This window comes from Kluyvera georgiana ATCC 51603 (assembly GCF_001654985.1).
GTDB classification, from domain to species: Bacteria; Pseudomonadota; Gammaproteobacteria; order Enterobacterales; family Enterobacteriaceae; genus Kluyvera; species Kluyvera georgiana.
The window spans coordinates 1-22,504 of the sequence record NZ_LXEU01000090.1; the positions used below are offsets into that span (position 1 = coordinate 1).

Consider the following 22,504-nt stretch of genomic DNA (forward strand, 5'->3'; position numbering starts at 1 on the left):
CCCGCCGTTTTGCCAGCGCTGACGGGCGTCATCGTCCAGCACCAGCAGCACGCCCACGCTCTGGCGACCGTGGCGGGTGACGGGCAGCGCGACGGCCTCGCGAATGCCCTCCAGCGCCAGCAGGCGTTGCTCTATTTCACTGAGCGAAACGCGTTTTTCTTCGATTTTAACCACCCGGCCACGGCGACCAAGCAGATGAAAATGGCCGTTCGCGGAAATCTGTAAAATATCTTCGAGCATTAAACCGTTAACGTCGGCGATCAGCGGCGAATACACGCGAAACGTCGCATCTTTCCGGTCAAAATGGATGCCCGGGAAAGGCTGCCAACGGGGATTTTCCCGTTCACGGTAGCGCCAGGCGATCACGCCGGTTTCGGTGCTGCCGTAAATTTCATCCGGCCAGACCTTCAGCCAGGCGGCGCTGCGCTGCGCATCCTGCCAGTCCAGCACGCCGCCGGCGGAGAGGGCCAGCGCCAACGGCGGCGGCACCAGCTGCGGATCGAGGCGTTTGAGAAATGCCGGGCTGCTGATAAATGCGTAGCGATGAGCGTGGCTTAGCGCAGCCAGCTGTTCGGGGAACGCGAACATCGTGGCATTTAACGGCAGGCCGAGCGTCATCGGCAGGAAAATGCGAAACGTCAGGCCGTAAAGATGCTGCGGCGTGACGGACGCGACGAAACGACAGCCGGCAAGGCGTTCGGCAAACTGCGCGGACAGCAGCCCGGCCTCACGGTCGAGGCAGACAATCGGCTTGACGATACGCTTGGGCTGCCCGGTGGAGCCGGAGGTGAACAGCTCGATCACGGCATCGTCGCGCAAGGGCGGAAAGTGAACGACGTCACTGAGAGCTGGCGCGGTGTCCACCACCAGATGCGTTCCCGGCCAGTCCAGCGCGGCGTCGCTCAGTACGCCGTCGAAAAGCGCGCGCTGTTCATCGAGCAGCGCGGGGCGGCTATGGCCGGGGAGCACCGGGGTTTTGCCTGCGTGCAGGGTCGCCAGCAGGGCGACGATAAACCGATAACCGTCTTCACAGCACAGCGCCCAGCGGTCGCCCTGCTGGTGCTGCAAGCGCGCCATCAAGCGCGCAACGTCGCTGCGTAAATGCGCCAGCGTCCACAGGCGATCGTGCTGCCAGGCGATAGGCGTCGCCGAAGGGCGAGGGGCGGTGAGCCATTCGGCAAGCGTCAGCGGCGGCTTCACTGCGCCCCCCGCTTTCTCAGGTGACGACGAATCAGCCATTCTCCCGCCATGAGCCCGCCCATCAACAGATAGGCGATCATGCCGTTCCACAGCGTCCATAGCGTCATGTCGCCGTACACCACGGTAAAGAGGGCCACGCTGCCGTTAACGATAAAGAAACCACTCCAGATTTGCGTCACCCGCCGGGTATAGCGCACTGCCTGCGGGGGCAGATTGGGCTCTTTCAGTCGCGCCAGCCGTTCAATAATCGGCATGGTCGACCACAGCGAACCGCCAAATACCGCCAGCATCACGGCGTTGACCACCACCGGGTATAGCAGCAAGAGCTGATGCGTTTTCAGCAGATAGCTGGCCACGCACAGCGTGACGCCAGCCGCGGCGACTGTCTGCGTAACGACGCGCAGCGGCCCGGCCTGACGACCGGTCTGGCAAAAACGCAGGAGAAACAGCAGCGCCATGAGCGGCAGCAGCCATTGCAGGCGCTGATGCGCCAGCGCGTAGCCAATCAGCAGGGGCCAGGCGAGCAGGAGTGCGCCCGTTATCAGGGCGACAAGCGGCAGTGAGCGCACGCTCGACACGGCGGTTACGCTTCTTTCAGCAGGCCAGCGACCGCATCAACCACATCCTGCACGGTACGAACGGCTTTGAACTCTTCCGGCTTAATTTTTTTACCGACCTTCTTTTGCAGCTGCACGACCATATCGATAGCGTCAATGCTGTCCAGTTCAAGGTCTTCATACAGACGGGCTTCCGGCTTAATATCCTGCGGGTCTATCTCAAAAAGCGTCTCCAGCAGCGCGGAGACTTCGGCGTAAATTGCGTGTTGTTCGTTCATAGCCTGGCTCCTTATGCGCGCTGTGATTGAATGAAAGACGCCAGGGTGGCGACCGAGAAAAAGTGCTGACGCATCTCGTCGCTTTCCGCGGAGAGCACCACGCCGTACTGATTTTTTACCGCCAGACCGAGCTCCAGAGCGTCAATGGAGTCCAGACCGAGTCCGTCGCCAAACAGCGCCGCCTCGCTATCGATATCCTCAACGGTAAGCTCATCCAGATTTAATGTGTTGATGATGAGATGCTTAATTTCGAGATGAAGCGCTTGCATCATTAATTCCTATGCCAGTCTCAGTATTTGTTTGTAATTTCAGCAAAAGGTGCCGATTTAATCGTCTTGCAGCCAGCGCCGGTTCTTGTTCTTCTGTTGAATAAAACGCCTCGACGCTGACCCGTTCACCCACCGTAACGGTAAACCGGGGCCGGGTGGGGGGCGCATCGTACCATTTACGCTGTTTACTTAGCATAGATTCGGTACAGCGAATCACCACGATACGAATGTCGCAGCCGCAGCGGACGGCAATATTCGCCGCGCCGCGCTGGAGCGTCATTTTTTCGCCCGGCACGGTACGCGTTCCTTCGGGAAAAATCAAAATTGTGTCGCCCTGCTGCACGCGTTGGCAGCTGGCCGGCAGCAGGATATCGGCCTGGTCGTTAATCAGGTAATCCGCTGCGCGAATCACGCCGCTGACGAAGGGATTACGCAGCAGCGCGCTTTTTACCAGACAATCGGTTTCCGGCATGATAGAGGCCAGCATGACGTAGTCAATCAGACTAGGATGGTTCGCCACCACCAGACAGCCGCGATCCTCACGCAGCGCGTCGGCGTTTTCAATGCGGTAGTCCAGCACGCCAACGGCTTTCACCACCGCTAAAAACAGACGGAAGCTGGCCGAGATACTGCGCCGCGCCAGCCGTTTGCGGCGCGTTTTGTCGCGCACGATCAGCAGTAATAAATTAAACCAAATCAACGAGAGCAGCAGACCGCCCACGCCAAACAGGGCGAAACAAACGCCGGTCATCGCGGCGCGCCAGAGGCGGTTCAGACGACCACTTTTCCCGCTCATGTCCGGCTCCAGCACCACTGCATACGCTCGCCGTCGACGGTAAAGGCTCGGGCGTCCTGAAGGTAGTGCCTGAGGAACAGCAAGCTTTGCGGCAGCGCGGGCTCATCCTGAGTGGTACCCGGCTGCGTCTGGCAGCGCCATGTGTCCCCGGCTTCCAGCACCAGCCCGACGGCATAGGGCCAGGTCGGCATCGTCGGCGGCAAATGGGGATGATAAAACGCGGGTAGTTCACCGTCAAAATCGACCAGCAAAACCCGGCGGTATCCCGCATGAATCAGGGCGATAGCTTCACATAACCCTTGTTGAAACGTATCTCTTCCCGCCGAGAGCGACGAGGACACCAGCGGCTGTTGGGCGGCGATGGTCAGATTGCCCACCGACGAATTGTGTACCGAAAGGGCGAAATCGGTCGGCGAGAGCGGTTGTTCCGTCGCCAGCGCCTGCAGGAGACGGAAGTTGCGTTCCAGCTCGCCGTGGCGGCTGGTGAACAGCACGGCATCGACCGGCTGGCGGCGCAGGAGCGTCAGGCCGCACTCCACGGCCAGCTTGCTGCCCGAGCTGAGGCGGCGCGCGGTCATCATCGGCAGCGCCGTGGGTTTGGCAAGCGGGGCCGAGGGGTCGATAGCCTGTGCGTGCAGCGACCAGTCTCGCCATTGCGCCTCGCCAGCGAGCCCAGGCGCAGCGGCCTGCCAGTCAATGATGTTGAGGGATAATTTCATGCATTCGCGCCCAATTTATGCGTCAACCAACCTTTGGGTGAACGTCAAAATACCATACCGCGCCGTCTTAACGCGATTTCTTATGCCATCGCGGCCCTCCACAAATGTGACCGCGCGCGCTAACCGGCCAGGATGCCGGTTTTGTCCTGTTTAATGTCATCTCTGTCCGTTGATTCAAAACGGCATCCAGCATTTGATGAGGCATCGGATTTTTCGACCGCAACTGCCTGGAGGATGAGAAGAGATGACCCATCAGATTACCCTTCGTTTTGAGGATGGCGCGACGCAGATAATTGACTGCCGCGCCGGTGAGTCTGTCGCCGATGCGGCGCTGCGCGCCCGAATCAGTATTCCGCTGGACTGTCGTGACGGCGTCTGCGGTACCTGTAAGGCCACCTGCGCTGCCGGTGACTATCAGCACGGCGACTACGTTGATGAAGCGCTCTCGGCGCAAGAAGCGCAGGCGGGCAGGGTGCTGACCTGCCAGATGCGTCCGTCCAGCGACTGCGTGATTGAGATTGCCGCTGCGTCGGACGCCGCTGGCGTGGGAACCTTCCACGGGCACCTCACCGCCAGCCGCGCGCTGTCGCCGTCGACCCTGACTTTCTCGATTGCCGTTGATGACCGCCAGGCGCTGAGCTTCCTGCCGGGGCAGTATGTCAATGTACAGGTGCCCGGCAGCGACCTGACGCGCTCGTACTCTTTCAGTTCCAGCCCCTCGGAAAACGAAGTGTCGTTCGTGGTCCGCAACGTGCCGCAGGGGCTGATGTCGACCTGGCTGAGCGAGCACGCCAGTGTCGGCGAGGCGATGACTTTTCGCGGGCCGATGGGCTGCTTTTACCTGCGCCCACTTGAGCGCCCGGCGCTGTTTCTGGCGGGAGGGACCGGGCTGGCCCCGTTCCTGTCGATGCTGGCGAAGCTGGCGGATGACGGCGAGACCACCCAGCCGGTACATCTGATTTTTGGCGTGACCCGTGACGAAGATTTGGTGGCGCTGGAGACTCTCGACGCTTATGCCGCGCGTTTGCCGAACTTCAGCTACCGCTGCACCGTTGCCGATCCTGAAAGCCGCCACCCGCATAAAGGTTATGTCACCGAGCACATTGATGCCCGCCTGCTTAACGCCGGCGAGGTGGATGTCTATCTCTGCGGCCCGCCGCCGATGGTGGACGCGGTGCGCAGCTATCTGGACTACGCCGGGGTGATGCCGCGTAACTTCTACTATGAAAAATTTGCCGGGGCGACGCAGGCCGTGCAGAGCGGTGAGCAGCACCTGGCGGCGGCGGACGTGGATGACGCGTTCGACCTGCGCCTGGCGCTGGAGCTTGGCGCGGTGCAGCTGACCATGGGACGACTCTCCGGCGAACAGTTGACCACCTTCCGTCATCTGGCTGACGCCACCGCGGCGTTTGTCTCCGGGCGGCGTTTCCTCGACGTGGCGGGCTATGTGGCGGCCAACCACGCTTTCCATCAGTTCCTGATTGAGGCCACCCGCAACGCGCAGTTGATTGCGCTCTACGCGCAGTTGGCGGTGCGTGACTACATTGACCGCGCGCTGACCGCCAGCGTCGAAATCGTCGGCGATATTGTGCAGCAGCACCGGGATTTGGTTTCGGCCTTTGAATATGGCGACCTCAACGCCGCTCGCGACGTGCTGGCGCAGCACGCGCACCATTCCCGTACCACCATGAGCCGGGCGCTGGCGCTGAAGACGGCGCCTGTCGTCGTCACGCCGCCTGTGCCGGAACCGGAAGCGCCGCGCTGTCCGTTCCACGACCTGCAGCCATCGCTGCCGCCATACTCACACGAGCTGGCGTGCCCTGTCAGGTCATGCTTTATGCTGCGACGCGATTTTTTCGATATCGTTATGCGGACGCGCAATCACGCGGGAAGTGACCACTTCACCGATGCGTTTTGCCGCTTCCACGCCGGAATCCACCGCCGCGTTGACCGCGCCGACGTCGCCTTTCACCATCGCGGTGACCAGCCCGGAGCCGACGTTTTCATAGCCAATCAGCTCGACGTTGGCGGCTTTACACATCGCATCTGCCGCTTCAATGCAGGCCACCAGCCCTTTGGTTTCAATTAAGCCAAGCGCTTCTTTCATCATGGTTTCTCCGGTTATTCGGCAATTTTGTAGTGAGCGACAATCTTGTTGATGTCGTTATGCGGACGCGCGATAACCAGTGAAGTCACCACTTCGCCAATGCGCTGTGCGGATTCGACGCCGGAATCCACCGCCGCTTTCACCGCGCCGACGTCGCCTTTCACCATCGCGGTGACGAGGCCAGAGCCGACGTTTTCGTAGCCGATAAGCTCAACGTTGGCGGCTTTGCACATGGCATCTGCCGCTTCAATGCAGGCCACCAGCCCTTTGGTTTCAATCAGACCTAATGCATCACCCATTTGCGTTCTCCTGGCCTTAAGCCTTGTGTTTAATGACAATTTTGTTGATGTCGTTATGCGGACGCGCAATCACCAGCGACGTCAGCACTTCCCCGATGCGCTGCGCGGACTCGACGCCGGAATCCACCGCCGCTTTCACCGCGCCGACGTCGCCTTTCACCATCGCGGTGACCAGGCCGGAGCCGACGTTTTCATAGCCAATCAGCTCGACGTTCGCGGCTTTACACATCGCGTCCGCGGCTTCAATGCAGGCCACCAGACCTTTGGTTTCGATAAGCCCCAATGCATCACCCATGGCTCTCTCCTCAGAACAGGTTGTGATTTAAGGAAAACCGGCCGTGTCACGGCGTTAACCCACGGCTGCGGCGTTCGAATGTCACTATAGGGGGGGAGAATTAGGATGGAGCTTAAATCCGATAGTTGTAATTATTTAGTATATAACTCTGTGATTTGGTCTTTTTGGATAGCGTATTTGTATCTTTATGCTGTAATGCCCATGTTGATTTTGTCTTCAATAAGGCGGTTTTTAGCCCGATTTTATCGGGCGTATGAAATGTTATTAGATTGCTAAATGATTTCAAAAAAGGGGTTACATAGCGCGGTGATTAGTGTGGCGAGGCGCAGGTTTCCGGCGGCAGGCTAAACGCAAAAAATGCGCTTTTTAGCCGGCGATGAGATGAGGTCTGGAGGGGATGCGTCGCCGATCACAGTTTACAACAGGGTTTGATAACGGGAGGAAAAATCATGCTGCAGGGATTGAATCATCTGACACTGGCGGTCAGCGATCTGGCATCAAGTCTGGCGTTTTATCAACAGTTGCCTGGAATGCGTCTGCACGCCCGTTGGGATAGCGGAACGTACCTCTCCTGCGGGGCGCTGTGGCTGTGCTTGTCGCTGGATGCGCAGCGGCGTAAAACCCCCGCTCAGGAAAGCGACTATACCCATTATGCTTTCAGCGTGGCGGAAGAGCACTTTGCCGAGGTGGTCGCCCAACTGGCGCGCGCGGGGGCCGAAGTATGGAAAGACAACCGCAGCGAAGGGGCGTCGTACTATTTTCTCGATCCTGACGGCCATAAGCTGGAACTGCATGTGGGGAACCTGGCGCAGCGGCTGGCCGCCTGTCGGGAACGCCCGTACAAGGGGATGGTCTTTTTTGACTGACGGGTTAGTTCAGCTTACTGCCGGATTTCAACGTGCAGATCCACAGCGGTGAATTGATCGAGCTGAGCAGGATGGCCTTTTCGTTGAGCTTCTGGGCGTTGAGAAACAGCCCGTCGTGGCTGTCGGACATCTCGCGCATAAAGTAGTCGAAAATCACGTTCGGCGATTCATCAATCGAAGAGGCACTCGATTCCCACTGATTGATGCGGTAGTGACGCTCGGTGGCGGAGATGCGTTTGCTGCTGTAGGTAAACTTCACGTAGCGTTGCAGGTAGAGCCAGCCGGCGGCAGAGTCGGTGTAACCTTCGACCACCATCGAGCCTTTACCCTGCGCGCCGAAATTGAAGTGAATATTGCCGTTAACGTTCTCTTTTTCCATGTTCTCAAAGCGCATGATGCCCTTGGTGGAACAGCTCATGACACCCGCATTGTCGGCAGGGAGCAGCCGCCAGGCGCTAAACGCGGCGGCGGCAATAAATACCAGAACGCAGAGAGCAAAGAACGGACGCGGCGCGAGTCTCATTACGGCTTCCAGGAATAGTAAAAGTAGTTATCGCAATAGCTAAACGGGTTGTCTTCATGCATGGCGCAGTGGGCAAGGAACACACGCCCCAGCCCGTTGGTTTCCAGTCGGTCGCCGTAGAAGAAGAGAAAACGTTCGCCGGGTTTACAGGCAATACTCAGCCGCTGGCGCACTTCATCGAAGTTCTTGCCGTAGGACTCTTCGCTGACCGAACGTCGCATTTCATCGCTGGCCAGCAGTTCGCACTGGCTATGGCTGAGGCGGGTGAGCGCAATAGGCTGAGATTCGCTGATGCCGACCAGACTGAAGGTAACCAGAAGCAGCGCAATGGTGAGCAAGCAGGCACCAGCCATATACCAGCACATTCCACGGGCATGTGCGGAGCGCGGTGCGTCTGGCGTTGCCGTAACGGGCGGCGGTTCGGCAAGTGCCGGTGTCGGTGAAACAGGCGGCGCGTTATCCAGCGCCTCGATAATGACCTCGGGGTTAAGCTGCAAATAGCCGCGCGAGACGGTGACGATGATGTTATCGACGCCGTAATGACGGAAGGTTTTACGCAGCATGCTGAGATACTGGTTCAGATTGCTGTTGGATGAGGTTAATCCATTGTCATCCCAGACTTTTTTCAGCACCTCTTCGCGGCTGACAATCTCGGTATGGCGCAGAAAAAAGTTAAACAGGGCGCTGGCGGTGAGAGAAAGCTGGCTGTCCGGTTCATCGCTTTGCGGCAGCGTCAGGGTACCGTCGGTGGCGTCATAGATAAAACGGGCATTGATGTTGTAGCGCATCGCGGCCTCAGTCTGGGCTTCACGCGGGAAGCGTCATTTTATTCAGAGAGTCAACCAGCGCGCGGCGGTGATCTGCGCTCATGGTGATCCCTTCCGTCAACTCCGAAAGCCAGATGCCGTCAGCAGCGTAGCGCACCAGCGTACCGGTTGGGCTGTTATCCAGCTCATCGCCCTGCGCCAGTTTTTCCAGCATCCAGTCGCGCCAGCATTTGCGCAGCACCGGTTCATCGGGCATGGCTAGCGATAGCACCATAAGCTGGCGGCTTTCATGGGTATCCGTGAGGTCCGCCAGATAGTTCAGATAGGCCCGGGTAAACCGACCGTAGCTCACGCCATCCTGTTGCATCAGCGCGGTAATCGCTTCTTCCATAATCGCCAGCAGACGCGCGAACAGGGCGAATATCAGTGCCTGCTTGTTCGGGAAATGGTGGATAAGGCCGCCTTTACTGACGCCAGCCTCGCGGGCAACGGCGTTCAGCGACAGGGCGGCAATGCCATCCCGACCAGCAATCATTGCCGCGGACTCCAGCAATTGTTGGTGCAGACGGACCGGATCTTTCTTGCGATGTTGGGCTTCCATATTCATGGCTCGAATCATACCGACCAGACGGTATGATTATTTTTGACGACGATCAAGGCGTACGGGATGTCAGTAGATTGAATGTGGTTAATGCGCGAGAGGTCACAATTCGTAGTATGAATCAGGCAGTTATCACCCAAGTGTCGTTTTGGCAAAAAAACGCGGTGAGGGGGCTCACCGCGTTCGAGCGTTTATGACAATAACGACTTACTTCTGCGCGGCGCTTTTGGCCTTCGCTTTGGCGTTGTCACAGGCGGTCTGGTTTTTCGCACAGGCGTCTTTCGCGGCTTTCGCCTCTTTCTGTGCGTTAGCTTTCGCCGTGCTTTTGGCCTGAGCGCACTGCGTGGGGTTGTCCTGGCAGGCGGTTTTCGCTTTGTTGATAGCCTGGCCGTTAGCCGCCGTTGCTGCGCCGCAAATTAACATAGCGCATGCGCCCAGCATCAGAGTGATTTTTTTCATGGACTTACTCCGCTGCCGCCTGCGCCAGGTCGTTCTGTACCTGCTTACGCTGTTCTGCGGTCAGCACCTGGCTTAAATCAAAGTAGTATTTCACTTTGTAGTAGCGCACCTGCTGGTCAACTTTGCTGAATGCCGCCAGCTGCTGCTTCACGCCCGCTTCGTTCCATTTACCGGACTGAATCATATCGATGATCATGCCGTCTTTAACATCTTTCATGGAGATAGACTGAACGTTTTTCTCCAGCTGCTGGTGCAGCGTTTTGATTTTAGAAACCTGGGCATCGGTCAGCTTCAGGTGCTGAACAATCGGGTCCTGAGCCGGAGCCGGGGCGGCAGCGACATCAGCGGCCTGAGCGGTGAAGGTGGCGCCAGCAAGCGTTGCGACCAGTAAAGCCGTGCGGGTAAATTTTTTCATTGTAGTCATCCATAAAGCATTTAAGTTGACGCCGAAGCATCAGACGGTGGGGAGCCCCCATTTTTTGTCGGGCTAATAATAGGTTGCCTGATGCTGACGATGCTTGCGGATTGTTGTGTCTGTTGGTAACGATGGGAAACAATGACTCTGTGAAATCATCCTTTTTTACGTATTAAGACCGTCTTAATCTTTCGCGCTCTCCCTGATATTTCAGCAGCAAACCCGGTGTCTGTGGAAATGCGAAATATCGCTAAGCATTTGCGGTTTTTATCGCTGTTAAGCCACGCTAATCAATTTTTTACCTTTATATAACAACCACTTTCGGGAAATGATGTTTTGTTATAAGCCATAGCAAATCGTTATTTGTGCCGATGAAGACGGTGTGGGAGCGTAAAAAGACAATACAAAAACAAGGGTATCCAGAAAGATTATGGCAAAGACAAAACAGACAGTTGCACAGCTCGCGATCGTGACCGGCCTGGTGGCGGCCAGCTTCACGACCTTTACCGCTCAGGCCGATCAGCTGGCGGATATTAAGGCGAAAGGGGTGGTGAAAGTCGCCACGTTTGACGCGAACCCGCCGTTTGGCTCGGTGGATGCCAAAACCCATGAACTGGTGGGCTATGACGTTGATTTCGCGAAAGCGCTGGCGAAGTCGCTGGGCGTGAAGCTGGAGCTGGTGGCAACCAACCCGGCGAACCGCATTCCGCTGTTGCAGTCTGGCAAAGCGGATCTGATCGTGGCTGATATCACCATCACGCCGGAGCGCGCGCAGGTGATTGATTTCTCCACGCCGTACTTCGTTACCGGTCAGCAGTTCCTCGTGCCAGCGAGCAGCGGTGACAAGCTCGACGATTACAGCAAATCGCGTATTGGCGCGGTGAAAGGCACCACCGGTGAGCAGACGCTGCACCAGCGCTTCCCGCAGGCGCGCGTGCTCTCCTATGACGACATTCCGCTGGCGCTGACCGCGCTGCGCAACGGCAACGTGCAGGCGATTACCCAGGACAGCACCATTCTGGCGGGCCTGCTGGGCGAAGCGCCGGATAAAGCGAAATTCAAAATCCTGCCGGATCTGCTGAGTAAAGAAGAGATCGGCGTCGGCGTGAAAAAAGGGGAGCCGGCGCTGCTGAAGGCGGTGAACGACGAGCTGGTGGCGCTGGAGAAATCCGGCGAGGCAGCCAAAATTTATGATGTCTGGTTTGGTCCTTCCACGAAAGCACCGCAGCCGCGTTCCTTTACCATAGAAGCAAAATAATATGTTGTCGGCTTTACTCTCTCGTTCCGCGGCGAAGGCCGCGGATTTTTCACATCTGCAGAACGCCAGCGTGGAGTTCCGCCAGGTGGTGAAAGAATACGGTAGTCATCGCGTGCTGAACGGCATCGATTTGACGATTAATCCCGGCGAAGTGGTGGCGATCCTTGGGCCTTCCGGCTCGGGAAAGTCGACGCTGATTCGTCTTATCAACCAGCTTGAAAGCCTGAGCGGCGGCGAGATTCTGGTGGACGGCAAACCCACCCGCCAGCTCAACGGCCGGGCGCTGCGCCAGCTGCGTAGCCGCATTGGCTTTGTCTTTCAGCAGTTCAATCTTTATGCCCACCTGACGGCGGCGCAAAACATTATGCTGGCGCTGGAGTCGGTTCACGGCTGGACGCGCAGCGATGCGCATCAGCGGGCGCTGGCGCTATTGCAGCAGGTGGGGCTGGCGGAAAAAGCGGACGCTATGCCTTCGCAGCTGTCGGGCGGGCAGCAGCAGCGGGTGGCGATCGCCCGGGCGCTGGCCTCGTCGCCGCAGATTATCCTGTTTGATGAACCGACCTCGGCGCTGGATCCGGAAATGATTGGCGAAGTGCTGCATGTGATGCAGTCGCTGGCCCACAGCGGTATCACCATGATTGTGGTGACGCACGAGATGCAGTTTGCCCGCGAAATCGCCGATAGAGTGGTGTTTATCGACGGCGGCGACGTGCTGGAAGTAGCGCCGCCAGCGGCGTTTTTCGCCCGACCACAGCATCCTCGTGCGGTACGTTTTCTACAGAAGGTGCTGGATCCGCTGCATCAGGAGCGGACGGCGTGATGAGTGATTTCGACTGGCATGGGGTGCTTAGCGGGCAGCCGCTGCAATGGATTATTTCGGGCTTTCTCACCACGCTGTGGGTTTCACTTGCGGGAATTGTGCTGGCAAGCGTACTGGCGACGCTGTTTTTGCTGCTGCGGCTGGCGGGCGGTCGGCTGGGGCAAGGCATTACCGGCTGCTGGGTGTCGCTGTTCCGCAATACGCCGCTGCTGGTACAGCTGCTGTTCTGGTACTTCGCGGCATGGAACTTTTTGCCGCAGGGGATACGGGATTTTGTTAACGATCCGCATGACTGGTCGATTCTGCCCGGCGACGTCTGGTGGCTGACGCCGGAATTTCTCTGCTCGGCATGGGGGCTTGGCGTCTTTACCTCGGCGTTTCTGATTGAGGAAGTGGCGGCGGGGCTGCAAAGCGTACCGAACGGGCAACGGGAAGCGGCGCTGGCGCAGGGGTTTTCCACCGCCGGGCTGTTGCGCCACATCCTGTTGCCGCAGGGGCTGGCGAACGCCTGGCAGCCGGTGGTCGGCCAATATCTTAACCTGATGAAGCTTTCATCGCTGGCAAGCGGCATTGGTTTTGCCGAGCTGACCTACCAGGTTCGACAGATAGAGAGCTACAACGCGCATGCGCTGGAGGCATTTGCCGTGGGCACCGTGTTGTACCTGTTTACCGGCGTGGTGCTGGGGCTGTTATTAAGCCGCCTGGGGCCAAAGCCGGTGGGTCAGGCGAAGCGGCGACGTCGGGTTATGGGCGTGCAGGGAGGCATTCAGCATGAACGCTAATCTGGCGGTGATCGTCGATAACCTCGACTATCTGCTGTGGGGACGGCTCGCCGACGGCGAACCGGGCGGTGTGGCGCTGACGCTGATGATGGCGTTGGGGGCGGGCGCTCTGGCGCTGCCGGGGGGCGTTTTGCTGGCCTGTGCGGCATGGCGATTCTCCGGCATCACGCGGCGTTTACTGTACCTGTGGGCGGAGATTATTCGCGGTATTCCGCTGATTTTCGTTATCTTTTGGCTATGGTACCTGCTGCCGATGCTGACCGGCAGCGATTTACCCGGCGCGGTTACGGTGACGTTAGCGCTGGCCTGGTTTACCGCGGCATCGGTGATGCACTCGGTGCTGGCAGGGCTGCAGGCGTTGCCGAAGGGGCAGTATGAAGCGGCGCTCACTCAGGGATTCAGCGCCGGGCAGAGTCTGCGGTTAATTCTGTTGCCGCAAACGCTGCGCAACGTGCTGCCATCGCTGGTGGGGATTTTCATCAGCCTGCTGAAAGACACCTCGCTGGCGTTTATTGTCAACGTTCCGGAGCTGACGACGGTGGCCGGGCAGGTGAATAACCGCGTACAAATCTATCCGACGGCCATTTTTGTCTTTATTGGCGTGGTCTACTATCTGCTCTGCTTTGGGCTGGAAAGGGTGGCGAAGCGCTGGCAGCGGCGAGTGGCGGTATAAAAAACAGCCCGGCGTCGCGTGATGCTCCGCCGGGCTGGGATGTTATTTGGCCAGGCCCGAATTAAACGTTCTTACGTTCAATAGTTTGCTCGCCCCAGAACAGCGCATCTTTGTCTGTCTTGCGAAAGGCCAGCTCAAGAACGGCATCGCTGCCTTCTTCCCAAATTTTTTCCGCGACTTTCTCGTCATATTTTGCAAGTTCAAAAATCGCTTCGGCAATTTCCGGCGAGGTATTACGTAAGCTCGCCCATTCACCAATATGATGTGCTTTGCCTTCTTGTGTGGGCATCTCTCTTCTCCCTTAATTAGCCTTTGAGTTTAACGGCCAGGCCAGCGACATATTCGCCCTGATAACGGGCAATCGACAACTCTTCCTGGCTTGGCTGACGTGAGCCGTCGCCGCCGGCAATGGTCGTGGCGCCATACGGCGTACCGCCGCGAACCTGCGAGATATCAAACAGTTCTTGCGCCGCATAACCGATCGGTACAATCACCATACCGTGGTGGGCAAGCGTAGTCCAGGTGGAGGTAATGGTTTGTTCCTGACCGCCGCCGGTGCCGGTTGAGCTAAATACGCTGGCCAGTTTTCCGTACAGCGCGCCGGATGCCCACAGGCCGCCGGTCTGATCGAGGAAGGTGCGCATTTGTCCGGCCATGTTGCCGAATCGGGTTGGCGTACCGAAGATAATAGCGTCGTAATCGGCCAGCTCCTGCGGCGTGGCGACCGGAACGGCCTGCGCTTTGCCGCCCGCTTTGGCGAACGCTTCTGCTTGCATGGTTTCCGGTACGCGCTTGATGACGACATCGACGCCGTCCACTTTATTTGCGCCTTCCGCGACGGCTTTAGCCATCGTTTCAATGTGTCCGTACATGGAATAATAGAGCACCAGAACACTTGCTTTTCCACTCATCTTAACTCTCCTGTGTCAAATTCGTTGGTTACGTAACAAGCTTCATTAAGCATAGCCCGTGCTGACGGATTCGCTGCATCACGCCAGCAATTTGTCGCGTTAACAACGGCGATTGCCTGTTTTTTAAACGGAGGCAGCACCTGCTGGGCATGAAAACAGTAACTTACTAATAACTATGATAAATAATATTGAGCATTAACTATTTATTCGGTTGATTGTTATCAACAATTTCTGCGCGACATTCCCGGAGAATGTGCGCTGGTTGGCAACACATAATGGTAGGCGCATGAATAAACGGACAGTGGCGGCAGTCATGATGGGCGCGAGCCTGCTGGCGGGTTCGCTGGCATCCGCTCCGGCGGTCTCGCAGGACGCGCAGATGGCCAGCAGGCAAATTTATCAGGGTTTCGGCGTGACGGTGACCCGGCAGGGCGATCGGGTAACGGTGAACGGTGAGGCTGCAGAGAAAGCGGAATATAACGCCGATGCTGACGTCTATATTCAGGGGCCGTACCGGTTGGTATTTCACAAGCGCCCCGGCAAAGTCAGGCTGATGAAAGACGGCAGCTATGTGGGCGTGCTGAAGTAACCTCACGATATGCGGCTGACGCATAATGTCACATTTTTCTGTTGGCGATTTTCTCTCATGATCAGAGTTGATTAGGGGAACCCCCTGACGTCAGCAGGCAAAACCTGACGGCAGATATGTCAAAATATGACCAGCTGCCGTTTCACACCGCTACGGCGACTATGCTTATGACTACCGCGTTAGATCGCGGGTGATTACGCTTTTTATCTACGTAATGCACGATGTCGTTCTCTCAACTGGAGGTCAGTAATGGCAAACCATCGCGGCGGTTCAGGTAACTTCGCTGAAGACCGGGAAAGAGCATCAGAAGCAGGTCGTAAGGGGGGCCAACATAGCGGCGGGAACTTTAAAAACGATCCCCAGCGCGCCTCGGAAGCGGGCAAAAAAGGCGGGAAAAACAGCCATGGTAGTCATCGCGGCACCTAACGGCGCATGACGTTATGGTTTCTCACCTCACCGCCGGTTTTACCGGCGGTTTCTTTTTCCGGTTGAAGCCGGCCCTCGCTAGCCGCAAAATAGGAGAAAATCACAAGGAGAGGGCGTATGGCTCTGAATGCAGTACAGAAAAGCGGCAAACGTTCTCAGGCGGTTAGCGCCAAAAAGCAGGCTATTCTCACCGCCGCGCTGAACACCTTTTCCCAGTATGGGATCCACGGCACGCGTCTCGATCAGGTTGCCGAGCTGGCCGGGGTGTCAAAAACCAATCTGCTCTACTATTTCCCGTCAAAAGAAGCGCTGTACGTTGCCGTGATGCAGCAGATCCTCGATATCTGGCTGGCACCGCTGCGTGCTTTTCGCGAAGATCTGGCGCCGCTGGTTGCCATTAGCGAATACATTCGTCTCAAGCTTGAAGTGTCGCGGGATTATCCGCAGGCGTCGAAGCTGTTCTGTCTGGAGATGCTGCAGGGCGCGCCGTTGGTGATGGATGAACTGACCGGCGATTTAAAAACGCTGGTGGCCGATAAATCGGCGATTATCGCGGCGTGGGTGAAGAGCGGAAAATTGGCGCCCATCGACCCCCATCATCTGATTTTTATGATTTGGGCGGCCACCCAGCACTATGCCGATTTTGCCACTCAGGTGGAGGCGGTCACCGGGAAAACGCTGCGCGACGAGGCGTTCTTCCAGCAGACCGTCGAAAACGTCCAGCGGATTATCATCGACGGTATTCGCGTACGCTAGCTGGCCGGCGGCAGCGGGCAGCTCAGGTCGCCCTCTTCACATTGCAGCAGCGAGGCGAGAAACGCTTCACGTTCGTTGGTTTTATCCGTCAGGCACTGATTGTTGACCATCGGCTGTACGCTGCCACCCTGGCTGCTGGAGCTGATAAACGCGCAGTCCGCGTCGCGTAGGGCAATCCACGCGCTCTGGGCCTTCTTGAGTAAGTCGCGCTGCGCGGGTTCCGCGCGCTTGAGCACATCCTGCCAGGTTTGATTCAGCTTCTTATCCGCGGCCTGATATTGCTCGGCGCTGCAGCTGTTCAGCTCGGCCTGCGTGTTGGCGCTGTCGCACGCATCTGCCAGTGCGTAACTGCTGGTTAGCAGCAGGGCGAGAGCGGTTAAGGCACGTTTCATTCGATAACTCCCAAAGGTGTTCATACAGAGCATAGGCTCAGGATATAACACGATTTTAACCCGGAATCTCCTCCAACCACCGTGCGTTTTTCTGATTTTGAAGGCGAGCGCAATGTTCGGATAGACGCCTTGGGTGTAGAAGGTTGATCATCCCGCGTTGGGTGAGTGTGTAGACTGAAAAAGGGAGAGCGTCAGCGATGACGGGCACGGAAAGTCTGGTTCGGCTGGGGCTTTTTACTCTGGCATGGCCAATATTTGTCGAGCAGCTGCTGCGATTGATGCTCGGCTACGTCAGCGTCTTTATGTTAGGGCACTATTCGGATGAGGCGGTTGCCGCCACCGGCGTCGCTAACCAGATCCTCGCTATTTCGGTGATCTTCTACGGTTTTCTCACCGTTGGCGTGCAGATTGTGGTGGCGCAGCTGCTGGGCGCGAAGCGTTTTCGGCGCATAGAGCGGGTGATCACTAATGGGCTGGTCGTGGCGTTTCTGATCGGCGTCGCGATGAGCCTGGTGTTTGTGCTGTTTGGCGATGCCTTCCTGCGGATGCTCGGGCTAAGCGATGAGCTGGTGGTGGTCGGTTCGCCGTTTATCCGCATCATCGGCGGTATTTCGGTGATTATCGCGCTGTATTCGTCAATCTTACCTATTCTGCGTACCCACGGCTTTGTGCGTCAGGCGATGCTGGTGCCGATTACCGTCAGCGTGGTGAACGTGGTATTTAACTACCTGTTTCTCTACGGCAAACTCAGCTTTCTTGGGCTGGGCGTTACCGGCGTCGGAATCGCGGTGTGCATTGCCAACGTCATCGGTATGCTGATGTCGGCGTGGATGCTGAAAAAATACATCGGCTACGTGTTTCGCTGGCAGAAGCTGCGACAGTGCTCGCGCAAAATGCTGGGGGCCATTCTGCGCTTTGGCCTGCCGTCAGCCGGGGAGAACCTCTCCTACGCCGGGTCGCAGCTGGTGGTGACCGCGATTATCGCCTTTCTCGGCACCGAGGCGCTGACCACCAAAGTGTATGCGTCAACCATCAGCCAGTTCGTGGCGCTGTTTGCGATGTCGATAGGCCAGGCCTCGCAGATTATTATTGGCCGCGCGGTGGGGGCGAGGGAAATTGAGTCTGCCTACCGGCAGGGCATTAAAAGCTGGCGGCTGGGGCTGCTGGTGGCTTTTTCTCTCAGCCTGGCTATCTTTTTGCTGGCCGAGCCGATCATGCAGCTCTTTACGCCTAACCAGCAGGTTATCGCCCTGACCAAAAAGCTGTTTATGCTGTCTATTTTGCTCGAGCTTGGGCGTGCGACCAATATCATTGTGATCAGCAGCCTTAACGCGACCGGCGACGTTCGCTTCCCGTTTATCTGCGGCATTATTGTGATGTGGGTTGTCAGCCTGCCGTTCTCATATCTGCTGGGCGTTTATATTGGCCTGGGGCTGGTGGGGGTGTGGCTGGCCTACATTATTGATGAAGGGCTGCGGGCGATGCTGATGTATCGTCGCTGGCGCAGCCGGGTGTGGACGACGAAGTCCGTTTTTTAATGGTCGCTCAGGCCGGGTAGGCCTGATAAGCGTAGCGCCATCAGGCGATGCGTGCACATCGCCGATGGCAGCGTAAACGCTTTATCCGGCCTACAAATAAGGCAACCGCCGGTTTGAACTTCTTATTAACCAATCGTCATCAGGCTGGCGTTACCGCCTGCTGCCGCGGTGTTCACGCTGAGCGAGCGTTCATGATACAGACGCTCCAGCAGCAGGTTGGTTTCCCCGCGCGCGAAGCCCTGAACCGAAACAATCGCGCCGTCGCGCGCCGCAACCTGCTCACACAGTTCGCGCAGCTGGTCGGAGTCGCCGTGGTAGATTGCCGCATCAAAGAACGCGTTCATTAGCGCTTCTGGTTTGGCAAAGTGCAGACGCTCGGTGACGGCTTTCGGCAGCGTTTTCGCCAGTTCGCGCTGCAACGGCGCGTCCGGCCAAAGCACTTCGCTGCCTACCGCCATCACCGCCGCCAGTTGGGTCAGCAGATCCGATTCGTTATCCGCGACGCACAGCACGCGCTCGCGCGGCACCAGCGTCCAGGTGTTGCGTTCGCCGGTCGGCCCCGGCAGCACGCGCTGGGTTCCGGCCTGCGCCAGTTCGCGGTACTGTTTGCTCAGCGCCAGCAGTTCCGGGCGGTCCGTCATCCATTCCTGCAACGCGAGCAACGGTTTTTCCAGCAGCGTTTTTAACTGACTATCGACAACCTGACCGGTATCCTGACGCGCCAGCGTGGTGGCGAGCGCCGTTTCCGGACGGCTGGCCAGCAGGCGGTACAGATACATCGGGCCGCCCGCTTTCGGACCGGTGCCGGAAAGCCCTTCACCGCCGAACGGCTGCACGCCAACCACTGCGCCGACCATATTCCGGTTGACGTACAGGTTGCCCACTTTGGCGCTGCCGGTGACCTGGGCGATGGTTTCATCAATACGGGTATGCACGCCCAGCGTCAGGCCGTAGCCGGAAGCGTTAATCTGTTCAATGAGCGTTTCCAACTGGTTACGGCTGTAGCGCACGACGTGCAGTACCGGGCCAAAGACCTCTTTTTTCAGCTCGTCGAAGCTTTCCAGTTCGATAAGCGTCGGCGGAATAAAGGTTCCGCTCTGCCATTCGCGGCTGTCTTCGGCGTTCTCACGCGCGGCCTGGAATACCGTACGCCCCTTGGCGCGCATCGCCTGAATGTGCTGCTCAATATTGGCTTTCGCTTCGGCATCGATAACCGGCCCAATGTCGGTGGTCAGACGGCCCGGGTTGCCCATCCGGCACTCGGCCATCGCGCCGCGCAGCATGGTCAGGGTGTGGTCCGCAACATCATCCTGCAAACACAGAATACGCAGCGCCGAGCAGCGCTGTCCGGCGCTGTCGAACGCCGAGGCAACCACGTCAACCACCACCTGCTCGGTGAGGGCGGAGGAGTCGACGATCATCGCGTTCATGCCGCCGGTTTCGGCGATAAGCGGCGTCGGGCGACCCTGTGCGTCCAGGCGGGTGGCGATATTGCGTTGCAGCAGGCTGGCTACGTCGGTGGAGCCGGTGAACATCACGCCGCGCACGCGGGCATCGGCGGTCAGCTGCGCGCCGACCGTTTCACCGCGGCCCGGCAGTAGTTGGACGACGCCAGCCGGCACGCCTGCTTCCAGCAGCAGCGCGATACCTTGCGCGGCAATCAGCGGCGTTTGCTCGGCGGGTTTTGCCAGCACGCTGTTGCCCGCGGCCAGCGCGGCCGCCACCTGACCCATAAAGATAGCCAGCGGGAAGTTCCACGGGCTGATACAGACCACCGGGCCTAACGGACGGTGGGTTTCATTATCAAAATCGTCACGCACCTGACCGGCATAGTAGTGCAGGAAGTCCACGGCCTCGCGTACTTCAGCGATCGCGTTGCTGAAGGTTTTCCCGGCTTCACGCACCAGGATACCCATCAACGGCTGCATCTGATCTTCCATCAGCACGGCGGCGCGTTCCAGAATGGCGGCGCGCTCCTGCGGCGGCGTCGCGAACCAGATTGGCGCGTTGTTGACCGCGCTTTCCAGCGCCTGTTCCACTTCCTGCTCGCTGGCTTCACGCACGTAACCGACAATGTCTTTCGGTTCCGCCGGGTTAATCACCGGCGTCATATCCCCATCGGCAACCGGGTGCTCCAGCATCGGTTTGGCCGTCCACTTGTGCAGCGCGCTGTTGAGCAGCGAGGAGGAGAGCGACGCCAGGCGGTGTTCGTTGGCGATATCCAGACCGGCCGAGTTAATGCGCCCTTTACCGTAGAGATCGCGCGGCAGCGGGATTTTCGGATGCGGCAGGCCGGGCGTCCCTTCTTGCAGGGCCATTTTCTCAACGGCCAGCACCGGGTCGGCAACCAGTTCGTCCAGCGGCAGGTTGTGGTCGGCGATGCGGTTAACGAAGGAGGTATTGGCGCCGTTTTCCAGCAGACGGCGGACCAGATAGGCCAGCAGCGTTTCGTGCGTGCCGACCGGCGCGTAGATACGGCACGGGCGGTTCAGCTTGCCATCGGCCACTTTACCGACCACCTGTTCGTACAGCGGTTCGCCCATACCGTGCAGGCACTGGAACTCGTACTGACCAGGATAATAGTTGTTGCCGGCCAGCTGATAAATCGCCGCCAGGGTATGGGCGTTATGGGTGGCAAACTGCGGGTAGATCAGGTTCGGTACGCCGAGCAGCTTTTTGGCGCAGGCCAGATAGGAGACGTCGGTGTAGACCTTGCGGGTGTAGACCGGGTAGCCTTCAAGGCCGTCCATCTGCGCGCGTTTGATTTCGCTATCCCAGTAGGCGCCTTTCACCAGACGGATCATCAGGCGGCGACGGCTGCGGGTGGCGAGGTCTATCAGATAATCAATAACGAACGGGCAGCGCTTCTGGTAAGCCTGGATGACGAAGCCAATGCCGTTCCAGCCCGCCAGCTCCGGTTCAAAGCACAGTTTTTCCAGCAGATCGAGGGAGATCTCCAGACGATCGGCCTCTTCGGCGTCGATGTTAATGCCGATATCGTACTGACGCGCCAGCAGCGTCAGCGACTTCAGACGCGGGTAGAGCTCATCCATCACGCGGTCATACTGTGCGCGGCTGTAGCGAGGATGCAGGGCGGAGAGCTTGATGGAAATGCCCGGGCCTTCATAGATGCCGCGACCGTTGGAGGCTTTGCCAATGGCGTGAATCGCCTGCTGATAAGAGACCATATAGGCCTGAGCGTCGGCGGCGGTCAGCGCGGCTTCGCCGAGCATATCGTAGGAGTAGCGGAAGCCTTTCTCTTCCAGCTTGCGGGCGTTAGCCAGCGCTTCGGCGATGGTTTCACCGGTCACGAACTGCTCTCCCATCAGGCGCATCGCCATATCCACGCCTTTGCGCACCAGCGGCTCGCCGCTCTTGCCGATAATGCGGTTCAGCGAGCGCGAGAGGCTGGTTTCATTGTGGGTAGAGACCAGCTTGCCGGTAAACAGCAGACCCCAGGTTGCAGCGTTGACGAACAGCGACGGGCTGCGGCCAATGTGTGACTGCCAGTTGCCGTTGCTGATTTTGTCGCGAATCAGCGCATCGCGGGTGGCTTTATCCGGAATACGCAGCAGCGCTTCCGCCAGACACATCAGCGCCACGCCTTCCTGAGAGGAGAGGGAGAACTCTTGCAGCAGGCTTTGCACCATGCCCGCACGGCCGCTGGCGGTCTTCTGGTTGCGCAGTTTTTCCGCCAGCTTCCACGCCAGCTGATGCGCCTGCTCGGCGATCGGTTGCGGCAGACGGGCCTGTTCCAGCAGCATCGGCACGGCGTCGGTTTCGCTGCGACGCCAGGCGGCGGTGATCGCGGCGCGGGTCACCGACTGGGGCAGGATTTGCTCGGCAAATTCGAGGAACGGCTGATGGTTCTCGTCCGCCGCGTGAGCCGTTTCATCACTTTCGTTGGCTGCGCCGGACAGCAGAGCAGGTAGCTCCGGCAGGACCTCATCGTTTTCCAGCTTTTCCAGATAATTGAAAATTGCCTGCTTGATCAGCCAGTGAGGGGTACGGTCGATTCGGGTCGCTGCACTCTTAATTCGCTCACGCGTTGCGTCATCCAGCTTAACCCCCATGGTGGTGGTGCCCATGCCATCTACTCCTGTTGCTCGGTTGTCATATTATTTTGCGTAACAGGAATATCCACCATGTTGCAACTTTGTGCAACCGTGTTAAATGTGACGCCCGTTGCAGGCTTAAAAATGAATTAA

The 22,504-nt window shown here is 58.2% G+C and carries 27 protein-coding genes and 2 pseudogenes; 11 read left to right on the plus strand and 18 right to left on the minus strand.

The window, feature by feature from the left end; genetic code table 11:
* The 6 genes from M989_RS22025 to M989_RS22050 all read right to left on the minus strand — a co-directional run.
* The coding region (locus M989_RS22025; protein WP_064548950.1) for an AMP-binding protein at nucleotides 1–1,200 on the minus strand (1,200 nt) is incomplete at its 3' end.
* Nucleotides 1,197–1,778, minus strand: coding sequence for a COG4648 family protein (locus M989_RS22030; RefSeq protein WP_064548952.1), 582 nt, complete (start codon nucleotides 1,776–1,778; stop codon nucleotides 1,197–1,199). The genes M989_RS22025 and M989_RS22030, both read right to left, overlap by 4 nt.
* Before the next feature lie 5 nt (nucleotides 1,779–1,783).
* Nucleotides 1,784–2,035, minus strand: coding sequence for an acyl carrier protein (locus M989_RS22035; RefSeq protein ID WP_064548954.1), 252 nt, complete (start codon nucleotides 2,033–2,035; stop codon nucleotides 1,784–1,786).
* 11 nt (nucleotides 2,036–2,046) lie between these two features.
* On the minus strand, nucleotides 2,047–2,304 hold the full coding sequence (locus M989_RS22040; RefSeq protein ID WP_064548955.1) for a phosphopantetheine-binding protein: 258 nt from the start codon (nucleotides 2,302–2,304) through the stop codon (nucleotides 2,047–2,049).
* Nucleotides 2,279–3,100 (minus strand): lysophospholipid acyltransferase family protein, encoded by an 822-nt coding sequence (locus M989_RS22045; protein WP_064548957.1) that lies wholly within the window; start codon nucleotides 3,098–3,100, stop codon nucleotides 2,279–2,281. The genes M989_RS22040 and M989_RS22045 overlap by 26 nt, the downstream gene beginning before the upstream one ends.
* The gene (locus M989_RS22050; RefSeq protein ID WP_064548959.1) at nucleotides 3,097–3,819 is read right to left on the minus strand and encodes a beta-ketoacyl synthase chain length factor; all 723 of its coding nucleotides are present in this window, start codon (nucleotides 3,817–3,819) and stop codon (nucleotides 3,097–3,099) included. Before M989_RS22050 ends, M989_RS22045 begins: the two co-directional genes overlap by 4 nt.
* A gap of 244 nt (nucleotides 3,820–4,063) precedes the next feature.
* Here M989_RS22050 and benC point away from each other — a divergent pair.
* Together benC and M989_RS26335 are read left to right on the plus strand one after the other, a co-directional pair.
* Nucleotides 4,064–5,071 (plus strand): annotated as a pseudogene (gene benC / locus M989_RS26330) (benzoate 1,2-dioxygenase electron transfer component BenC); the annotation flags it as partial.
* Between the two features lie 36 nt (nucleotides 5,072–5,107).
* Nucleotides 5,108–5,476, plus strand: a pseudogene (locus tag M989_RS26335) (FCD domain-containing protein); the annotation flags it as partial.
* A gap of 171 nt (nucleotides 5,477–5,647) precedes the next feature.
* Here the strand turns inward: M989_RS26335 and M989_RS24970 are convergent.
* Genes M989_RS24970 through M989_RS22065 form a run of 3 tightly spaced genes read right to left on the minus strand, consistent with a single transcriptional unit; the run spans nucleotide 5,648 to nucleotide 6,520 of the window.
* A complete protein-coding gene (locus M989_RS24970) occupies nucleotides 5,648–5,926 on the minus strand; it encodes a BMC domain-containing protein (RefSeq protein ID WP_015585230.1) in 279 nt (92 codons plus the stop codon).
* Between the two features lie 14 nt (nucleotides 5,927–5,940).
* Nucleotides 5,941–6,225: a BMC domain-containing protein gene (locus M989_RS22060; protein ID WP_006821084.1), complete on the minus strand. Its 285-nt coding sequence runs from the start codon at nucleotides 6,223–6,225 to the stop codon at nucleotides 5,941–5,943.
* 16 nt (nucleotides 6,226–6,241) lie between these two features.
* Nucleotides 6,242–6,520, minus strand: coding sequence for a BMC domain-containing protein (locus tag M989_RS22065; protein ID WP_064548961.1), 279 nt, complete (start codon nucleotides 6,518–6,520; stop codon nucleotides 6,242–6,244).
* A 449-nt stretch (nucleotides 6,521–6,969) separates the two neighbouring features.
* On the opposite strand from M989_RS22065, the gene fosA reads away from it, so the two are divergent.
* Complete coding sequence (fosA, locus tag M989_RS22070) at nucleotides 6,970–7,386, plus strand: FosA3/FosA4 family fosfomycin resistance glutathione transferase (RefSeq protein ID WP_064548962.1); 417 nt, start codon at nucleotides 6,970–6,972, stop codon at nucleotides 7,384–7,386.
* A 4-nt stretch (nucleotides 7,387–7,390) separates the two neighbouring features.
* On the opposite strand, the gene M989_RS22075 is transcribed toward fosA, so the two are convergent.
* The 5 genes from M989_RS22075 to M989_RS22095 form a co-directional block, all read right to left on the minus strand.
* A complete protein-coding gene (locus tag M989_RS22075) occupies nucleotides 7,391–7,909 on the minus strand; it encodes a FidL-like protein (RefSeq protein ID WP_064548964.1) in 519 nt (172 codons plus the stop codon).
* Nucleotides 7,909–8,697, minus strand: coding sequence for a winged helix-turn-helix domain-containing protein (locus M989_RS22080; protein ID WP_064548966.1), 789 nt, complete (start codon nucleotides 8,695–8,697; stop codon nucleotides 7,909–7,911). The genes M989_RS22075 and M989_RS22080 overlap by 1 nt, the downstream gene beginning before the upstream one ends.
* Before the next feature lie 19 nt (nucleotides 8,698–8,716).
* Nucleotides 8,717–9,295 carry a TetR/AcrR family transcriptional regulator gene (locus M989_RS22085; protein ID WP_064548968.1) on the minus strand — a complete coding sequence of 193 codons (579 nt, stop codon included), beginning with the start codon at nucleotides 9,293–9,295 and terminating at the stop codon, nucleotides 8,717–8,719.
* 189 nt (nucleotides 9,296–9,484) lie between these two features.
* Nucleotides 9,485–9,736 carry a hypothetical protein gene (locus tag M989_RS22090; RefSeq protein WP_064548970.1) on the minus strand — a complete coding sequence of 84 codons (252 nt, stop codon included), beginning with the start codon at nucleotides 9,734–9,736 and terminating at the stop codon, nucleotides 9,485–9,487.
* A gap of 4 nt (nucleotides 9,737–9,740) precedes the next feature.
* Nucleotides 9,741–10,151 carry a Spy/CpxP family protein refolding chaperone gene (locus M989_RS22095; protein ID WP_053390145.1) on the minus strand — a complete coding sequence of 137 codons (411 nt, stop codon included), beginning with the start codon at nucleotides 10,149–10,151 and terminating at the stop codon, nucleotides 9,741–9,743.
* Between the two features lie 430 nt (nucleotides 10,152–10,581).
* Between M989_RS22095 and M989_RS22100 the strand changes: the two genes are divergently transcribed.
* The 4 genes from M989_RS22100 to M989_RS22115 are packed head-to-tail and all read left to right on the plus strand — an operon-like array spanning nucleotide 10,582 to nucleotide 13,684.
* The gene (locus tag M989_RS22100; protein WP_053390146.1) at nucleotides 10,582–11,409 is read left to right on the plus strand and encodes an ABC transporter substrate-binding protein; all 828 of its coding nucleotides are present in this window, start codon (nucleotides 10,582–10,584) and stop codon (nucleotides 11,407–11,409) included.
* 1 nt (nucleotide 11,410) lies between these two features.
* Nucleotides 11,411–12,229, plus strand: coding sequence for an amino acid ABC transporter ATP-binding protein (locus M989_RS22105; protein ID WP_064548972.1), 819 nt, complete (start codon nucleotides 11,411–11,413; stop codon nucleotides 12,227–12,229).
* Nucleotides 12,229–13,011, plus strand: coding sequence for an amino acid ABC transporter permease (locus tag M989_RS22110; protein ID WP_064548974.1), 783 nt, complete (start codon nucleotides 12,229–12,231; stop codon nucleotides 13,009–13,011). Before M989_RS22105 ends, M989_RS22110 begins: the two co-directional genes overlap by 1 nt.
* Nucleotides 13,001–13,684, plus strand: a complete 684-nt coding sequence (locus M989_RS22115; protein WP_064548976.1) for an amino acid ABC transporter permease — start codon at nucleotides 13,001–13,003, stop codon at nucleotides 13,682–13,684. Before M989_RS22110 ends, M989_RS22115 begins: the two co-directional genes overlap by 11 nt.
* A 61-nt stretch (nucleotides 13,685–13,745) precedes the next feature.
* Here M989_RS22115 and M989_RS22120 read toward each other — a convergent pair whose 3' ends face one another.
* Nucleotides 13,746–13,973, minus strand: a complete 228-nt coding sequence (locus M989_RS22120) for a YccJ family protein (RefSeq protein ID WP_053390150.1) — start codon at nucleotides 13,971–13,973, stop codon at nucleotides 13,746–13,748.
* 16 nt (nucleotides 13,974–13,989) lie between these two features.
* Nucleotides 13,990–14,595 carry an NAD(P)H:quinone oxidoreductase gene (gene wrbA / locus M989_RS22125; RefSeq protein WP_064548979.1) on the minus strand — a complete coding sequence of 202 codons (606 nt, stop codon included), beginning with the start codon at nucleotides 14,593–14,595 and terminating at the stop codon, nucleotides 13,990–13,992.
* Nucleotides 14,596–14,881: 286 nt separating this feature from the next.
* On the opposite strand from wrbA, the gene M989_RS22130 reads away from it, so the two are divergent.
* The 3 genes from M989_RS22130 (at nucleotide 14,882) to rutR (ending at nucleotide 16,366) form a co-directional block, all read left to right on the plus strand.
* On the plus strand, nucleotides 14,882–15,184 hold the full coding sequence (locus M989_RS22130) for a hypothetical protein (protein WP_157093589.1): 303 nt from the start codon (nucleotides 14,882–14,884) through the stop codon (nucleotides 15,182–15,184).
* Nucleotides 15,185–15,433: 249 nt separating this feature from the next.
* On the plus strand, nucleotides 15,434–15,610 hold the full coding sequence (locus tag M989_RS22135; RefSeq protein ID WP_053390153.1) for a con-10 family general stress protein: 177 nt from the start codon (nucleotides 15,434–15,436) through the stop codon (nucleotides 15,608–15,610).
* Between the two features lie 117 nt (nucleotides 15,611–15,727).
* Nucleotides 15,728–16,366, plus strand: coding sequence for an HTH-type transcriptional regulator RutR (gene rutR / locus M989_RS22140; protein ID WP_064548983.1), 639 nt, complete (start codon nucleotides 15,728–15,730; stop codon nucleotides 16,364–16,366).
* Here the strand turns inward: rutR and M989_RS22145 are convergent.
* Complete coding sequence (locus M989_RS22145) at nucleotides 16,363–16,758, minus strand: lysozyme inhibitor LprI family protein (protein ID WP_064548989.1); 396 nt, start codon at nucleotides 16,756–16,758, stop codon at nucleotides 16,363–16,365. The genes rutR and M989_RS22145 overlap by 4 nt on opposite strands.
* A gap of 197 nt (nucleotides 16,759–16,955) precedes the next feature.
* On the opposite strand from M989_RS22145, the gene M989_RS22150 reads away from it, so the two are divergent.
* Complete coding sequence (locus tag M989_RS22150) at nucleotides 16,956–18,296, plus strand: MATE family efflux transporter (RefSeq protein ID WP_064548985.1); 1,341 nt, start codon at nucleotides 16,956–16,958, stop codon at nucleotides 18,294–18,296.
* Between the two features lie 125 nt (nucleotides 18,297–18,421).
* Here M989_RS22150 and putA read toward each other — a convergent pair whose 3' ends face one another.
* Entirely contained in the window at nucleotides 18,422–22,384 is a 3,963-nt protein-coding gene (putA, locus tag M989_RS22155; protein WP_064548987.1) for a trifunctional transcriptional regulator/proline dehydrogenase/L-glutamate gamma-semialdehyde dehydrogenase, read from the minus strand.
* Nucleotides 22,385–22,504 lie beyond the last annotated feature (120 nt).

Coding starts and splice junctions, on each gene's coding strand:
- M989_RS22145 (WP_064548989.1), bottom strand. CDS start 16,758: ATGAAACGTGCCTTAACCGCTCTCGCCCTGCTGCTAACCAGCAGTTAC.
- putA (WP_064548987.1), bottom strand. CDS start 22,384: ATGGGCACCACCACCATGGGGGTTAAGCTGGATGACGCAACGCGTGAG.
- wrbA (WP_064548979.1), bottom strand. CDS start 14,595: ATGAGTGGAAAAGCAAGTGTTCTGGTGCTCTATTATTCCATGTACGGA.
- M989_RS22085 (WP_064548968.1), bottom strand. CDS start 9,295: ATGATTCGAGCCATGAATATGGAAGCCCAACATCGCAAGAAAGATCCG.
- M989_RS22095 (WP_053390145.1), bottom strand. CDS start 10,151: ATGAAAAAATTTACCCGCACGGCTTTACTGGTCGCAACGCTTGCTGGC.
- M989_RS22065 (WP_064548961.1), bottom strand. CDS start 6,520: ATGGGTGATGCATTGGGGCTTATCGAAACCAAAGGTCTGGTGGCCTGC.
- rutR (WP_064548983.1), top strand. CDS start 15,728: ATGGCTCTGAATGCAGTACAGAAAAGCGGCAAACGTTCTCAGGCGGTT.
- M989_RS22040 (WP_064548955.1), bottom strand. CDS start 2,304: ATGCAAGCGCTTCATCTCGAAATTAAGCATCTCATCATCAACACATTA.
- M989_RS22075 (WP_064548964.1), bottom strand. CDS start 7,909: ATGAGACTCGCGCCGCGTCCGTTCTTTGCTCTCTGCGTTCTGGTATTT.
- M989_RS22150 (WP_064548985.1), top strand. CDS start 16,956: ATGACGGGCACGGAAAGTCTGGTTCGGCTGGGGCTTTTTACTCTGGCA.
- M989_RS22105 (WP_064548972.1), top strand. CDS start 11,411: ATGTTGTCGGCTTTACTCTCTCGTTCCGCGGCGAAGGCCGCGGATTTT.
- M989_RS22130 (WP_157093589.1), top strand. CDS start 14,882: ATGAATAAACGGACAGTGGCGGCAGTCATGATGGGCGCGAGCCTGCTG.
- M989_RS24970 (WP_015585230.1), bottom strand. CDS start 5,926: ATGAAAGAAGCGCTTGGCTTAATTGAAACCAAAGGGCTGGTGGCCTGC.
- fosA (WP_064548962.1), top strand. CDS start 6,970: ATGCTGCAGGGATTGAATCATCTGACACTGGCGGTCAGCGATCTGGCA.
- M989_RS22060 (WP_006821084.1), bottom strand. CDS start 6,225: ATGGGTGATGCATTAGGTCTGATTGAAACCAAAGGGCTGGTGGCCTGC.
- M989_RS22115 (WP_064548976.1), top strand. CDS start 13,001: ATGAACGCTAATCTGGCGGTGATCGTCGATAACCTCGACTATCTGCTG.
- M989_RS22110 (WP_064548974.1), top strand. CDS start 12,229: ATGAGTGATTTCGACTGGCATGGGGTGCTTAGCGGGCAGCCGCTGCAA.
- M989_RS22120 (WP_053390150.1), bottom strand. CDS start 13,973: ATGCCCACACAAGAAGGCAAAGCACATCATATTGGTGAATGGGCGAGC.
- M989_RS22045 (WP_064548957.1), bottom strand. CDS start 3,100: ATGAGCGGGAAAAGTGGTCGTCTGAACCGCCTCTGGCGCGCCGCGATG.
- M989_RS22035 (WP_064548954.1), bottom strand. CDS start 2,035: ATGAACGAACAACACGCAATTTACGCCGAAGTCTCCGCGCTGCTGGAG.
- M989_RS22135 (WP_053390153.1), top strand. CDS start 15,434: ATGGCAAACCATCGCGGCGGTTCAGGTAACTTCGCTGAAGACCGGGAA.
- M989_RS22100 (WP_053390146.1), top strand. CDS start 10,582: ATGGCAAAGACAAAACAGACAGTTGCACAGCTCGCGATCGTGACCGGC.
- M989_RS22080 (WP_064548966.1), bottom strand. CDS start 8,697: ATGCGCTACAACATCAATGCCCGTTTTATCTATGACGCCACCGACGGT.
- M989_RS22050 (WP_064548959.1), bottom strand. CDS start 3,819: ATGAAATTATCCCTCAACATCATTGACTGGCAGGCCGCTGCGCCTGGG.
- M989_RS22090 (WP_064548970.1), bottom strand. CDS start 9,736: ATGAAAAAAATCACTCTGATGCTGGGCGCATGCGCTATGTTAATTTGC.